This is a genomic window from Bradyrhizobium sp. WBOS08 (assembly GCF_024585125.1).
Classification (GTDB): Bacteria; Pseudomonadota; Alphaproteobacteria; order Rhizobiales; family Xanthobacteraceae; genus Bradyrhizobium; species Bradyrhizobium japonicum_B.
This window is the reverse complement of record NZ_CP028988.1, coordinates 5,382,440-5,396,632: the sequence shown is the minus strand read 5'-3', so window position 1 is coordinate 5,396,632 and position 14,193 is coordinate 5,382,440. Positions and strand designations below refer to the sequence as shown.

13 protein-coding genes are annotated in these 14,193 nt (G+C 65.1%); 4 read left to right on the top strand and 9 right to left on the bottom strand.

The annotated features are described in order from the left end of the window. Positions 1-39: 39 nt before the first annotated feature. The 5 genes from DCM80_RS25270 to DCM80_RS25250 form a co-directional block, all read right to left on the bottom strand. Positions 40-918 (bottom strand): SDR family oxidoreductase, encoded by an 879-nt coding sequence (locus DCM80_RS25270; RefSeq protein WP_257194215.1) that lies wholly within the window; start codon positions 916-918, stop codon positions 40-42. Positions 919-1,081: 163 nt separating this feature from the next. Continuing rightward, on the bottom strand, positions 1,082-1,942 hold the full coding sequence (locus DCM80_RS25265) for a MaoC family dehydratase (RefSeq protein ID WP_257194214.1): 861 nt from the start codon (positions 1,940-1,942) through the stop codon (positions 1,082-1,084). 222 nt (positions 1,943-2,164) lie between these two features. Next, positions 2,165-2,554 (bottom strand): Zn-ribbon domain-containing OB-fold protein, encoded by a 390-nt coding sequence (locus DCM80_RS25260; RefSeq protein ID WP_018322310.1) that lies wholly within the window; start codon positions 2,552-2,554, stop codon positions 2,165-2,167. Further along, entirely contained in the window at positions 2,554-3,711 is a 1,158-nt protein-coding gene (locus DCM80_RS25255) for a thiolase domain-containing protein (RefSeq protein WP_257194213.1), read from the bottom strand. Before DCM80_RS25255 ends, DCM80_RS25260 begins: the two co-directional genes overlap by 1 nt. Positions 3,712-4,619: 908 nt before the next feature. Continuing rightward, on the bottom strand, positions 4,620-8,111 hold the full coding sequence (locus tag DCM80_RS25250) for an indolepyruvate ferredoxin oxidoreductase family protein (RefSeq protein WP_257194212.1): 3,492 nt from the start codon (positions 8,109-8,111) through the stop codon (positions 4,620-4,622). Positions 8,112-8,393: 282 nt separating this feature from the next. On the opposite strand from DCM80_RS25250, the gene DCM80_RS25245 reads away from it, so the two are divergent. Continuing rightward, positions 8,394-9,629 carry a cytochrome c gene (locus DCM80_RS25245; protein ID WP_257194211.1) on the top strand — a complete coding sequence of 412 codons (1,236 nt, stop codon included), beginning with the start codon at positions 8,394-8,396 and terminating at the stop codon, positions 9,627-9,629. A 55-nt stretch (positions 9,630-9,684) separates the two neighbouring features. On the opposite strand, the gene DCM80_RS25240 is transcribed toward DCM80_RS25245, so the two are convergent. Then, positions 9,685-10,329, bottom strand: coding sequence for a trimeric intracellular cation channel family protein (locus DCM80_RS25240; protein ID WP_257194210.1), 645 nt, complete (start codon positions 10,327-10,329; stop codon positions 9,685-9,687). A gap of 165 nt (positions 10,330-10,494) precedes the next feature. On the opposite strand from DCM80_RS25240, the gene DCM80_RS25235 reads away from it, so the two are divergent. Then, a complete protein-coding gene (locus tag DCM80_RS25235) occupies positions 10,495-10,884 on the top strand; it encodes a hypothetical protein (protein ID WP_257194209.1) in 390 nt (129 codons plus the stop codon). Positions 10,885-11,071: 187 nt separating this feature from the next. Here the strand turns inward: DCM80_RS25235 and DCM80_RS25230 are convergent, their stop codons facing one another. The 3 genes from DCM80_RS25230 to DCM80_RS25220 are packed head-to-tail and all read right to left on the bottom strand — an operon-like array spanning position 11,072 to position 12,615. Next, the gene (locus tag DCM80_RS25230) at positions 11,072-11,881 is read right to left on the bottom strand and encodes an oxaloacetate decarboxylase (protein WP_257194208.1); all 810 of its coding nucleotides are present in this window, start codon (positions 11,879-11,881) and stop codon (positions 11,072-11,074) included. A 51-nt stretch (positions 11,882-11,932) separates the two neighbouring features. Continuing rightward, a complete protein-coding gene (locus DCM80_RS25225) occupies positions 11,933-12,283 on the bottom strand; it encodes an antibiotic biosynthesis monooxygenase (RefSeq protein ID WP_028136985.1) in 351 nt (116 codons plus the stop codon). Between the two features lie 23 nt (positions 12,284-12,306). Beyond that, positions 12,307-12,615: an NIPSNAP family protein gene (locus tag DCM80_RS25220; RefSeq protein WP_131867649.1), complete on the bottom strand. Its 309-nt coding sequence runs from the start codon at positions 12,613-12,615 to the stop codon at positions 12,307-12,309. 71 nt (positions 12,616-12,686) lie between these two features. Between DCM80_RS25220 and DCM80_RS25215 the strand changes: the two genes are divergently transcribed. Together DCM80_RS25215 and DCM80_RS25210 are read left to right on the top strand one after the other, a co-directional pair. Continuing rightward, positions 12,687-13,385: a winged helix-turn-helix domain-containing protein gene (locus tag DCM80_RS25215; protein ID WP_257194207.1), complete on the top strand. Its 699-nt coding sequence runs from the start codon at positions 12,687-12,689 to the stop codon at positions 13,383-13,385. A gap of 470 nt (positions 13,386-13,855) precedes the next feature. Continuing rightward, positions 13,856-14,104, top strand: a complete 249-nt coding sequence (locus DCM80_RS25210; protein ID WP_257194206.1) for a GCG_CRPN prefix-to-repeats domain-containing protein — start codon at positions 13,856-13,858, stop codon at positions 14,102-14,104. Positions 14,105-14,193: the final 89 nt, after the last annotated feature.

The following is a 14,193-nucleotide window of genomic DNA, read 5'->3' as shown; positions in this document are numbered from 1 at the left end:
GGGCTCGCGACTTTGTCGCGCCCCGGAACGACAGTGTGGCTAAAACCGCCGCGCCCCCATCTTGATCTGCTCCTCGGAGAAGAAGATCTCCTTGGCGTGATCGACGATGTCCTGGGCGTTCCAGCCCGAATGCGGCGGTTTCCAGCCTTCCATCTCCATCATCCGCATCTCGCGCACGCCGCGGGGCCCGGACACGCCCAGCACCTTGCCGGTCTGGTCGCCCGACAAATCGCTGACCATGTATAGCACGGCCGGCGCGATGCCGTCCGGCCCCAGCGCCGCGCCGGGGTTCTCCTTATAGCGGGGCAGGTCTGCGGTCATGCGGGTCAGGGCGCCCGGCGCGAGGGTCCAGATCCGGATGTTGTATTTCCGGCCCTCGATCGCCAGCACGTTGGACAGGCCCCAGATGCCGCCCTTGGCCGCACCGTAGTTGCTTTGGCCGAAATTGCCGATCAGCCCGGATGTCGAGGAGGTGTTGACGATGACGCCACCGCCGTTTTCCCGCATCCAGCGAAACACCGGCAGGGTGCAACAAAAGGTGCCCTTCAGGTGCACCTTGATGACCTTGTCCCAGTCGGCCTCGGAGGCCTTGGCGAAGGTCTGGTCGCGCAAAATGCCGGCATTGTTGACCAGGATGTCGGCGCGGCCGAAATGCTTGATGGCGTCGTCGAACACCGACTGGCCGCCCTCCATGGTGGAGATGTCGGCGCCGTTGGCGACCGCCTTGCCGCCCTCGGCCTTGATCGCGTCCACCACCTGCTGCGCCATGGATGTGTCGGCGCCGGAGCCGTCGCGAGGCCCGCCGAGATCGTTGACGACGACCGAGGCCCCTTCCCGCGCGAACAGTCTTGCGTAGGCCTCGCCAAGCCCCCCGCCCGCGCCGGTGATCAGCGCAACCTTGCCGTCGAGCAGTCCCATGGTGGCTTCTCCCTGTTTGTTTTTTCCTTGCGTGTCCCGGACGCGATGCAGCGTGAAACGCTGCGTCGCAGAGCCGGGACCCAGCTCTTTGTCAGGCACCCTGGGCCCCGGCTCAGCAGCGCATCACTGACGTGCTGCGCTGCGTCCGGGGCCCGGGACCGACCTAACCCAGCACCGTCTTGCCGTTCTTGATCACGGTGACGCCGCGCGACTTCACCTTGGCTTCGAACGAGACGACGTTGCCGTCCTTCCAGAGGTCCATGGTCACGGTCTCGCCGGGATAGACCGGCGAGGAGAACCGCGCGACGTGCTGGCGGAAGGCGCTGGCGTCGTAGTCGGCATAGGTCTGCAGCACGCCGCGGCAGGTGATGCCATAGGTGCACATGCCGTGCAGGATCGGGCGGGGGAAGCCGGCCTTCTTGGCGAATTCGGGATCCGAGTGCAGCGGGTTGCGATCGCCGCAGAGACGATAGACCAGCGCCTGATCGGGGCGCGTGGTGATGTCGATGGTCTTGTCGGGGCTGCGCGATGGGATTTTGTGCGGATCGGGCTGCGTCAGGTTCGGTCCACCAAAGCCGCCATCGCCGCGGGCGAAGCGCGAGGCGACCAGCGTCGCCAGCTTGTCGCCCTTCTCGTTCTTCAGCACGGTCTGGTGAACGATGACGACGCCCTTGTCCTTGCCCTTGTCGTAGATCTCGATCACGGAGGAATCGGCGGTGATGTTCGCAGCCACCGGCAGCGGCTGGTGGAAGGTGATGTCGCGCTCGCCGTCCACCACCATGACGCGGTTGAGGTTCATCTCGCCCGGCCCCGAGCCCCACGCCGCCACCGAAGCAAAGGTCGGCACCACCTTGAGCGGCCGCGGCGTGAACGTGCCCTCGTTGACGAAGGCGAGCTCGTTTTCGTCCATGGGATCGGCGCCGAGGCCGATGCCGTAGGCATAGAGCATCACTTCGCGGTCGGTGTAGGCGTATTTCTGGCCGAGGTTCTTGAGGGATTTGAGCTCGTCGTATCTGGCGGACATTTTTTCTGGTTTCCTCTCCGGCAAATTTCTCAGCAAGCGCCGGCGCTCGTTAATGTGCCCTCTCCCCTTGTGGGAGAGGGCTGCACCGCCCTTGCAACAAACTCACTGGGGTGAGGGGTTAGCTCCGCAGTGACACTTCTCGTGTGGAGAGAGACCCCTCACCCGGCAGCCTTCGGCTGCCGCCCTCTCCCACAAGGGGAGAGGGTTACATCGCGCTTCGCATCAAGCAGGCGTGAAGAACGGCAGCGGCGCGCCGTCGGTGGGCTTGAACACCACCTTCACCTTCTGGCCGATCTTGAGCTTTTCCAGATCGCAATCGACGAAATTGGTCTGCACCGACGGGCCCTCCTTCAGCGTGACGTAGCCGATGGCGTAGGGACCGGTCGGCGACTTCCGCATCAGGCTCCAGGTGTAGATCGTGCCCTCGCCCGACGCCTCCTCCCACACCGTCTTGTCGGAGTAGCAGAACGGACAGATCGAGCGCGGGAAGTAGTGCGCCTCGCCGCACGCGGTGCAGCGTTTGATCATGAACTTGCCCTGCTTGGCCGCGTCCCAGAACGCAGCAGTCTCGGGGTTGGTCACCGGTGCCGGATATTTCTTCGTCTCGCTCATCACACGCGCTCCAGAATGGCCGTCGAGGCGGCGTGGCGGACGCCCAGGAGACCGCCGGTGCCGTGGGCGATGGCGAGATCGCAATTCTTGACCTGCACCTTCGGATGCGCCTCGCCGCGCAGCTGGCGCACGGCCTCGAGGATCTTGGTCATTCCGCCGCGGTTGACGGGATGGTTGCTGCAGAGGCCGCCGCCGTCGGTGTTGAACGGCAGCTTGCCGACGCCCGAGATCAGGTTGCCGTCGGCGACGAACTTGCCGCCCTCGCCCTTCTTGCAGAAACCGAGATCTTCGAGCTGCATCAGCACCGTGATGGTAAAGCTGTCGTAGATCGAGGCGTATTTGATGTCCTTCGGCGTGATGCCGGCTTCCTCGAACGCACGCGGGCCGGACCAGATGCCGGCCGAATACGTGAGGTCGAGGTCCTTGCCGCCGCGCGGGCCTTTCATCGCTTCGCCATGGCCGATCAGGCGCACCAGCGGCTTCTTCAGGCTCTTGGCGATCTCGGGCGTCGTCACGATCATCGCGCCGCCGCCGTCGGAGACGACGCAGCAATCCATGCGATGCAGGGGATCGGAGATCATCGGCGAGTTCAGGACGTCCTCTACGGTGACGACGTCCTTGAGCATCGCATGCGGATTGTACTGCGCGTGGTGCGAGGCCGCGACCTTGATCCAGGCGAGTTGCTCCGAGGTGGTGCCATAGTCGTGCATATGACGCATGGCACACATGCCATAGGCATTGTGGGTGGTGGCACCGTAAGCGGATTCGAAATCGACCTCGGCGCCGGCGGCGCGCGGCGGCATCGCACCGGTGCGCGGCTTGCCGGCCAACGTCACAAGCGCGATCGAGCACTTGCCCGCGGCGATCGCCTCGGCGGCATGGCCGAGATGGATGATGTAGGAGCAGCCGCCGGTCTCGGTGGAGTCGATATGGCGGAGCTTCCTAGTGTTCAGTCCGAGATAATCGACCATCGGCCAGGCGCCGCCGGGCGCATCGCCCGCGCAGAAATAGCCGTCGATGTCGTCCTTGCTGATCCCCGCATCCTCGATCGCCCCCTTGGCGACCTCGGCGTGGAGCTGGGCGGTGGATTTATCCGGCGCATGCCGGGTCGGGTGTTCGTAGATCCCGGCAATGTAGGCCTTGCCCTTGATGGTCAAACTCAGGTCTCCGCTCGCGTTTCTTCTTGCCCCGTTTTTCTGAACCGCGAGGGGCGGATTGGCAAGCGCGGAAATATTCCGCCCTGCGAGAGGGTAGCGGGTGAGCGCAACTGGCAGATGCTCACGTGTCCCGGACGCGCTGCAACGCTTCAGCGTTGCTGCGCAGAGCCGGGACCCATGCGGCTGCGTCTTCAGCGCTGAAAGGTTCTGGGCCCCGGCTCTGCAGCGCACCGCTCCGCGCTGCGCGGGGCACGAGACCTGATCTTGCGGACATGCTTTCGCGCTCTCGCGGCGCGTTCCGCCCGAGCTTTGCATCCGTCTGGCCCCTCCGAAATCAGAGGGCGCAGGGAAGACCGGGTGCCGGCTTGGCACCCACGGTCCGCTGTGTGCGAATTGCGCGAAGAACAGTTGCACAGCGGCATACAGGTGCGGCCAAACATCCGGCCTTCCCTGCACAGTGGCTTTACGGCTTATGTCGCGCTCTCCCCGGGGAGCGTTGCACTATTGCCCCCGTCGCCTTGCGATTGTTCGCAAGACTTGACGCCAGCCTGCGGGCGTCAGGACCACACGATTTTGCCGTACGCGAGACCGCGCCCGTCGTGCACGAGACAATGCCTCGCGCGACGCAGCCCGCGTCCACCGCCGCTCACCCCGCGTTTCGTGACGATCGCGATACGCCCCTCTGAGTGGGATGAGGTGGCGGACAGATACGACAATTCCGAATTTCGGTAAAGTGGAATGCCTTTGTGCCGCTGGATTGACCCGTCTCTTGGGTGTTTTGCCCGACGGACAGCACAACAGATGGTGTCGTAGGGTGGGCAAAGCGAAGCGTGCCCACGTCTTTTGCGCAACTACGGCGAGGTGGTGGGCACGGCGCTTTGCGCCTTTGCCCACCCTACGAGACCTCCCTACTCCGCCGCGATCTGCCTTGGCGCGGGCGGCGGGTTGGCGAGATCCGCTGCAAGTTGCGCATAGCGCGCCTTGGCGTCAACCACCGCCTTCTCCTTGACCGGGCCGTAGCCGCGGATGCGGTCGGGCAGCGACAGCAATTCCACGGCGGTGTCGATCGTCACCGGCGACAACAGGCCGAGCACGGTGGCGACGTCCTTCTCGTAGCCCGCGATCAGGTCGCGCTCGAGCTTGCGGTCGGCGCTGCGGCCGAAGATGTCGAACGGGGTGCCGCGCAGGAATTTGAACTTCGCCAGCACGCGGAAGACGTTCAGCATCCACGGGCCGAAGGCGCGCTTCTTCGGGCGACCGAGCGCATCGACGCCGCTCGCCAAGATCGGCGGCGCGAGGTTGAAGTTGAACTTGAAATCGCCCTCGAACTGATCGCGGAGCTGTTGCTCGAAAGCGCCGTCGGTGTAGAGGCGCGCGACCTCGTACTCGTCCTTGTAGGCGAGCAGCTTGGCATAGTTCACCGCGACCGCGCGCGGCAGCGCATCGCCGTAGCCACCTTGCTTGGCGGCATCGCGGACCTGGTCGACCAGCTTGCGATAACGTCTTGCCAGCCGGCCATTCTGGTAGGCGGTCAGATGCTCGACGCGATGCTCGATGACCTCGTCGAGCGTCATCGCGTCCAGCGTTTTGGGCGCGACGACCTCATCCGTGCCCTTCAGCATGTCGGCCAGGCGCTGAGGATCGGCGACCGCGAGCCGGCCGAGGCGGAAGGCTTCCTTGTTCATCTTGATCGAGACGCCGTTGACCTCGATCGCCTGCTCGATCGCTTCCGCCGACAGCGGGAACAGGCCCTTCTGATAGGCATAGCCCATCATCATCATGTTGGTGGCGATGGCATCGCCGAGCAGCTGCTCGGCCGGCTTGGTGAAGTCGAAGAACACGGAGTCCTTGTGCAGCGCCGTCTCCAGCACCGCGTTGAGCTTGCGGGTCTGGAAGTTGAAGTCGCGGTTGAGGACGAAATCGGCGGTGGGAATGACGTGACTGTTGATGATGCCGCGGGTGCGGCTGGAGTCGCAGAGCGAGATGGTGTCCTTGGCGACCGCGACCACTTCATCCGCCGCAAGCACCAGATCGGCCGTGCCGGTGACGATGCGCGAGCAGGTCACCTCCGCCGGATGATCCGACAGGCGCACATGGCTGAGCACCGCCCCACCCTTCTGCGCCAGGCCCGACATGTCGAGGATCATCGAAGCCTTGCCCTCAATATGGGCGGCCATGCCGAGCAGCGCGCCGATGGTGAGCACGCCGGTGCCGCCGACGCCGCCGACCGCGATGTTGTAGGGCCTATCGAGCGTCGGGCGCGAGGCCGGCTCGGGCAATTCGCCGATGTCCGCCAGCTCCGCCGGTGCGCGGTGGCGCGGCTTGCCGCCGTCCACGGTAACGAAGGACGGGCAGAACCCCTTCAGGCAGGAATAATCCTTGTTGCAGGACGACTGGTTGATGGCGCGCTTGCGGCCGAACTCGGTCTCCAGCGGCTCGACCGAGATGCAGTTCGACTGCACCGAGCAGTCGCCGCAGCCTTCGCAGACGGCCGGATTGATCATCACGCGGCGCGCCGGATCCTCCATCAGGCCGCGCTTGCGGCGGCGCCGTTTCTCGGCCGCGCAAGTCTGCACGAACACGATGGCCGAGGTGCCTTTGAACTCGCGGCACATCTTCATGACGCTGTCGAGCTCGTCGCGGTGATATTTCTTCACGCCGGGCGCGATGGTGTCGGCCGGATAGGAATCGGGCGCCTCCGAGACCAGATAGATCTCGCGGATGCCTTCGGCGTGGAGCTGGTGGGTGATCTGCTGCGGCGAGAGATCGCCGTCATGGCGCTGGCCGCCGGTCATGGCGACGGCGTCGTTGTAAAGGATCTTGTAGGTGATGTTGGCCTTGGAGGCGACCGCCTGGCGGATCGCCAGAATGCCGGAGTGGAAGTAGGTGCCGTCGCCGAGATTGGCGAAGATGTGGTTCTCGTTGGTGAACGGCGCGATGCCGACCCAGGGCACGCCCTCGCCGCCCATATGCGTGAACGTCTCGGTCGAGCGGTCCATCCACAGCGCCATGAAGTGACAGCCGATACCGGCCAGCGCGCGGCTGCCTTCGGGGACTTTCGTCGAGGTGTTGTGGGGGCAGCCGGAGCAGAAGTAAGGCGTGCGGGAGACAGGCGCGACCGCCTGCATCTGGGTCGCCTGACGACCGTTGAACCAGTCGGCCTTGACGCGGAGCATCTCCGCAATTTCCGGATTGAGGTTAAGTCGGAGCAGCCGCTCGGTGAGCGAGGTCGCAAGCGAGGCGACGCTGAGCTCGGCGGCGAAGGTCAGGAAGCGCTTGTCGTGCTCGTCCATCTTGCCGACGATGCGCGGGCGCACGTCGTCGCGCCAGTTGAACAGCACCTGCTTGACCTGGTTCTCGACGATCTCGCGCCGCTCCTCGACGATGAAGATCTCCTCGAGGCCGACGGCGAATTCATGCACGCCTTCCGGCTCCAGCGGCCAGGGCATGCCGATCTTGTAGAGACGGAGACCTATTTTTGCAGCGACCTCCTCGGTGATCCCGAGCTCGCGCAGTGCCTGGCGGACGTCTTCATAGCTCTTGCCCGAGGCCATGATGCCGAAGCGGGCATTCGGCGAATCCATGGTGACGCGGTTGACCTTGTTGGCCCGTGCAAAGGCAATGGCGGCAAAGCCCTTGTAGTCCTGCAGGCGGCGATCCTGCTCGAAGCGGTCGTCGGGCCAGCGCAGGTTGAGGCCGCCGGGCGGCAGCTCGAAATCGCTGGGGATGATGAATGGCTTCATCTCGTCGGTGAGGTCGATCTCGGCGGTGGTCTCCACCGTCTCCGTGATCACCTTCATGCCGACCCAGCAGCCCGAATAGCGCGACATCGCGATACCGAGCAGGCCCATCTCGATCATCTCGTGGATGCTCGAGGGATACAGATACGGCATCAGCGCGGACATGAAGGCATGGTCGGACTGATGCGGGACGGTGGACGATTTTGCGCCGTGGTCGTCACCGGCAAGGCACAGCACCCCGCCGTTCTTGGCCGAGCCGGCGGCATTGCCGTGGCGGAACACGTCGCCGCAGCGGTCGACGCCGGGGCCCTTGCCGTACCAGATGCCGACGACACCGTCGTACTTGGCGCCGGGCGAGAGGTTGAGCTGCTGCGAGCCCCAGACGGCGGTGGCCGCCAGATCCTCGTTCACGCCAGGCTGGAACTTGATGTTGTATTGTTCGAGATGCTTGCGCGCGGCGAAGAGCTGCTGGTCGTAGCCGCCGAGCGGCGAGCCGCGATAGCCGGAGATGAAGCCCGCGGTATTGAGACCGTTGGCGCGGTCGCGCCGGATCTGCGCCATCGGTAAGCGCACCAGGGCCTGGATCCCCGTGGTGAAGACGTGCCCGGTCTCCTGGGTATATTTTTGATCGAGACTGATCGGACCCTGGTTGATGCCCATGCTGTCCTCTTTTGCCGCCCTGTTCAGGTCTTGCTCACTTAAGCCGTTGCCTTCCCGTTATTTTTAGCTAGGGCGCGCCGACCAATTCCGCCACTCTATGTCGGATATTTCACGATCCGCACCACAAATCTGGACCAAAGCGAGCGCCGGGTAAAAATCGTAATTTCGTGGCCTGAAACATGCGTGCCGTTTTCAATTTGTGTCACCATACCCCCGGCGTCGTGAAACGAATGGACGCTCCCTCGTGCCGGATGCGGGCGTTTGGTCGCAGGAGTGGCTTCGATGCGGACGATTCTGACTGGCTCGGTTGTGGTCGGCCTGGTGTTGTGCAGTGCAGTTGGAAGCGCAGCCCGCGCCGCCGAGCCGTCGCCGGAGCTGGTCGCCTACGGCAAGACGCTGGTCGAGGCCGGCGGCTGCGCGGGCTGCCACACGGCCGATCCCGCAAGACCGTTCGCGGGCGGCAAGCGCATCGACACCCCCTTCGGCGCAATCTATGCGCCGAACCTGACCCCTGACCGCGACACCGGGATTGGCGCCTGGCAAGATGCCGATTTCACCCGCGCCCTGCGCTATGGCATCGCCCCTGACGGCTCGAACTATTACCCGGCCTTTCCCTATCCTTATTTCACGAAGATGACGAAGGACGACACGCTGGCGATCCGCGCCTATCTCGGCACGCTCGCGCCTGCCGTGAGCCGCAACAAGCCGCCGGAACTGCGCTGGCCATTCGGCTATCGCGGCCTGATGCGGATCTGGAGCGCCATGTATTTCAAGCCCGGCCTGTTCGAGCCGGACCAGAGCAAGAGCGCGGCGTGGAACCGGGGCGGCTATCTCGTCACCGGGCTCGGCCATTGCGGCGCCTGCCATACGCCGAAGAATTATTTCGGTGCGGACAGGGACGCGCAGGCGCTGGCCGGCAACGAGGTCGCGGGCTGGTTCGCTCCCCGGCTCGATGGCGCAGCGCGCACCGGATTGAAATCGTGGAGCGAGGCTGACATCGCGGAGTATCTGCAGAGTGGGCGCAACGCCAGGAGCCATGCCGGCGGACCGATGGCGGACATCGTCGTCAACTCGACCTCGAAGATGAGCGATGCCGATGTGCGCGCGATCGCGCTGTATCTGAAGAGCCTGCCGCCGGCACGGCGCGAGACCATCGTGACGCCACCGGACGAAGCCGAGATGAAGGCCGGCCAAGCGGTCTACGCCAAGCTCTGCGTCGCCTGCCACGAAGCCGACGGCATGGGCGCCCCGCGGATCTATCCGCCGCTGCCGGGCAATGCGCTGCTGCAATCCAACAACCCCTCCTCCACCTTGCGCATCATCCTCGACGGTGCCCGCACCCTGACCACGCCGCGCGCGCCGAACAGCGGCGAGATGCCGGGCTATGCCGAGCAATTGTCCAACGAGGAGATCGCGGCGGTGACGAACTACATCCGCAATTCCTGGGGCAATGCGGGGTTGCTGGTGACGCCCGCGCGGGTCGCGAAGGCGAGGCAGCGGGGGGCGAATGGGGAGTAGCGAATAGCGAGTTGCCGAGATCCATTCGCCATTTGCTATTCGCGCGCGATCGCGCCTACTTCTCCTCATCCTCGGTGAACACGAACTTCGGCATCTCCCATGTGTAGCGCACCGCCAGCAGGCGGAAGCTGATGCCGAGCACGAAGGCCAGGATGGTCGAGAGCTCGGCGTTGAGCTCGAGGCCAAATGCGGTGGCATAGAACAGGCCGGTCACCAGCGACACGCTGGCGTAAAGCTCGGAGCGAAACAGCAGCGGCACGTCGTTGCAGAGCACGTCGCGCAACACGCCGCCGGCGCAGCCCGTCACCATGCCCGAGACGATGACGATCGGCAGCGAGGCGTCCATCTGCCAGGCGACGTCGCAGCCGGCCATGGTGAAGACGACGAGCCCGATGGCGTCGAGCACGATGAAGGCGACCTTCAGCCGGTGCACCAGGTGCGCGAACAGGATGGTGACGAACGCCGCGCCGCCGGCCAGCGCGAGATAGATCGGGTTCTGCACCCAGGCCAGCGGATAATGTCCCAGGAAGAGATCGCGCAGCGTGCCGCCGCCGAGCGCGGTGATGCAACCAAGGAAGCAGACTCCCAGCCAGTCCATGCTGCGGCGTCCGGCGGCCAGCGCAGCCGTCATGCCCTGCGCGGCTATCGCGACCAGCGACAGGAAATGCAGCACGCTATCGGTCGGCGGCAGGCTCCACATCGCTTGTTCCTCCTCGGGCGCCCGGGAACTCGGCTTCAGTTCCCCGCAGCAACAGGTTCCCGATTCCCGGTGGCCGAGCAACATGCGACGAAAGCACAAGGCGGCGCGGAACAGAATCTCGCATCCACGGGTTGTCCGGGCGTCATAACCGAGGAGACCCAATCGATGGCTGACGACCGTTTTCCCAACGATCCGTACCGCCCGAACCTCGCCGACGATGATCTTCGCACGGCGCGCCGGGATGCCGACCTTCAGGCCGATCCCCAGCTCGGCGAAGGCCCCGCCTCCAGCGGCAAGGTGGCCTTGTTCGCCGTGGCGATCGCACTGGTGCTTGGCGCCGTGTTCTACGGCTTGAACAATACCAGCACGACCAATCAGGCCAGCAACCCGCCGGCCTCGCAGACGGCGCAGACGCAGCCGGCCAATCCGGCCGCGCCTCCCGGCATGCGCGACGTGACGCCGCGCACCAACACCGCGCCGGGCGTGACCACGGGCGCCGCGCCGACCAGGCCGGCCCCGGATGCGCAGACGCCGCCGGCTGAGGGCGCGAAGTAACGGGCTTCACGCACAACTGTCATCGCCCGGCTTGACCGGGCGATCCAGTACTCCGAGACAGTCGTGGTTGAATCGAAAGGCCGCGGCGTACTGGATGCCCCGCCTCCGCGGGGCATGACACCAAGAGGATGAGAGAGCGGCGGGACTCATGTCTCGCCGCTCTTCGTTTCGGGCGGCTTTCGTTTGCTCAGCTGAACATCTTGTTGAGCTCGCCGCCGGGATAGCCGCTGCCGAGCTCGGTAAACGTCCCCTTCTCTGCCATCTCCTTTGCCGCGCGCATGAAGCCGCCCCAGGCGGCGCGGGCCAGCGAGCCGCCGACGCTGATCCGGCGCACGCCGAGATCCTCGGCTTCCTTCAGCGACAGGCCGGACGCGCCGATCAGGAGATTGAACGGCTTTGGTGCGACAGCCTTCACCACGGCGCTGATGTCCTCGCGAGTCTTCAGACCCGGCGCATAAAGGCAATCAGCGCCGGCGTCGGCATAGGCGGTCATCCTGTCGATGACCAGCTTGAGATCGGTCACGCCCCACAAATAGGCTTCGCAGCGGCCGACCAGCAACGTGCCGCTGTCGCCGATCGCCTTGCGCGTGGCCTTGATGCGCTCGACCGCGAGCGTGCGATCATAGAGCGGCTTGGCTTTGTCGCCGGTGGAATCCTCGATCGACAGGCCGGCAACGCCGGTCCGCACGCAGCGCTCGACGTTGTCCGCGACCCTGTCCGGCTCGACCGCAAATCCGCCCTCGAAATCGGCGTTGACGGGAATGTCGACGGCCGAGCTCAATGCTGCCAGATGCTGACAGACGTCCTCGACCGTGACGTGGTTGTCGGCCTTGCCGATGGTCCAGGCAAAGCCCGCGCTCGACGAGGCGATCGCCTTGAAGCCGAGATGCTGCAACGCCTTGGCGCTACCGACGTCGACCGGATTGGGCAGGATGAAGCAGCCGCTCTCGTGCATCTTCTTGAAGGTCGCGCGCTTGTCAGCAGTTGTCACATGCATGTTTCTCTCCCCTGTTTGCCGCGATGACATAAGCGCGCATTCACGCCGGCGCTAGTGCGCGTCGTGCACGGCGCGACTATCCTTCGGCGCCTGCTCGCGGTCGCTCATGCTGTAGTCCCGGATCACGCTGGCGATGCGCAGATGATAGTCGGCGAAGATTTTTGCGCGGCCCTTGGCCTGGGTGCGGCGGTGCTCCATCGTGTTGCGCCATGCGGCGACGGCCGCCTCGTCGCGCCAGAACGACACCGACAGGATCTTGCCCTTCTCGGTCAGGCTCTCGAAACGCTCGACCGAGATGAAGCCGTCGATGGTTTGCAGCAGCGGCTTCAGGTCGGCTGCGAGGTCGAAATAATCCTGGCGGTGTTCCGGCTTGGGCCAGACCTCGAAGATCACGGCAATCATGGGCATCTCCTGCTGTTGGCAGGCTACAATACCACCTTGCGCAGGAAGGTGCGCTCTTCCGCGAGGATGAATTTCTCCGCCTCCGCGAAGTTGAAATTTGCGGTGCCGTCGAGATCGGCGCGCAGCCGTTTGCGATAGGATTCGTACGCTGCAAGGCTCTCGAACGAAATCAGGGCGAACGCGATATTGTTGGTGCCCTCGTGCGGCATGAAGTAGCCGATCAACTCGCCGCCACATCTCGGGATGATGGTGAGCCAGCGCTTCGAATATTCCTCGAACTGCGCGCGCTTGAACGGATCGAGCTGGTAGCGGATGAAGACGGTGACGGGCATGATGGGTTCCTGTGCTTGAAGCAACACGCTATGCGCTTGCCCGGCCGCGATGCTTCGGCTACCATCGAAGCATGAAATCAGGCCCCGACATCGCGATGGTCGCCTCCCTTGTCGGCGACCCCGCCCGCGCCAACATGCTCACCGCATTGATGAATGGCCGCGCCCTGACCGCGAGCGAGCTGGCGCAGGAGGCCGGCATCACGCCGCAGACCGCGAGCTCGCATCTGGCCAAGCTCGAGGCCGGCGGTCTCATCGAGCCGGAGAAGCAGGGCCGCCACCGCTACTATCGCCTCACCGACGACGACGTCGCCGGCGTGCTCGAAGGCCTCGCCGGACTTGCGGCGCGGACCGGCCATATGCGGGTGCGCACCGGGCCAAAGGATCCGGCGCTGCGGCGCGCGCGGATCTGCTACGACCATCTCGCCGGCGATCTCGGCGTGCAGATGCTCGATTCCTTGCGCGAGCGGAATCTGGTCAGGCAGAAGAAGCAGGACATCGAGCTGACCGCCGAGGGCGAGCGCTTCCTGGCCAAGCATCTGCAGATCTCGCCCGACATGCTCGCCCACCCGCGGCGCCCGGTGTGCAAGGCCTGCCTCGACTGGAGCGAGCGGCGGCATCACCTCGCCGGCACGCTGGGGGCCGCCATGATGCAGCGCTTCGCCGAGCTGAAATGGGCGGCACGCGACACGACGCCCGGCAGCCGCGTCGTGAATTTCACCCGCACCGGCGAGAAGCAGTTTGCCGCGCTGTTCGGCAACGGCAAGGACTGACCTGCGCGCTCCATTGCTTCCCACAGCGCGGCGGGAGAATCGCATATGCGAGCGATCTCGCCTGTGGCCAACCTTCGAGACGCCCGCCGTTGGCGGGCCCTCAGGATGAGGACCGGGCGCGCGGCGCGAGTTTCAACGAGCACCAATGCTGCTTAGCCTCGTCCTGAGGAGGCCGCGACGCGGCCGTCTCGAAGGACGGGCGCGCGCTCAGCTCGCGCAAAGCGCCAGATGCGATTGCGCCTCCTGCAAGCGGGGATCTGGCGCCGGCCTTCCCGGCTGCCGGCGCCATCCCTGTCGCCTCAAGCCGCATGCGGGAAACGTTCATGCCGCATTCAGGTCATGATTGGCAGGTTTGGATCGCGTCGTGCCGATGTGTTGCAAGATTCGACATGTCGAATCGCGTCTGCTGATTCTTTGTGCGCCGCTAGCCGCCCCCAAAGACTTGCCCCAGAAACGAGAAGGAAGATCAAATGAAATATCTGTTCGCCGCCGCCATACTGGCCAGCGCGGTCGTCGGTTTCGGCGAGACGGCCAGCGCCGCCGAGGGCTGCGGCCGAGGGTTCTATCGCGGTCCCTATGGCAATTGCCGCCCGATGCGCGGCGCGGTCGTGGTGCGCCCGGCCCCCGTGTATGTCGCCCCGCCGGTCGTCGTCGTGCCCCGCGCCCGCGTGTGCCCCTATGGCCTCCACTGGCACGCCGGCCGCTGCCGCCCCTACTGATCACTTCCTCGCAAGATGGCCGCGCGGCGAAAGCCTGCGCGGCCATTGTCGTTTTCGGGGTAGTGCCGTCGATTCGCAGCGATACTGAA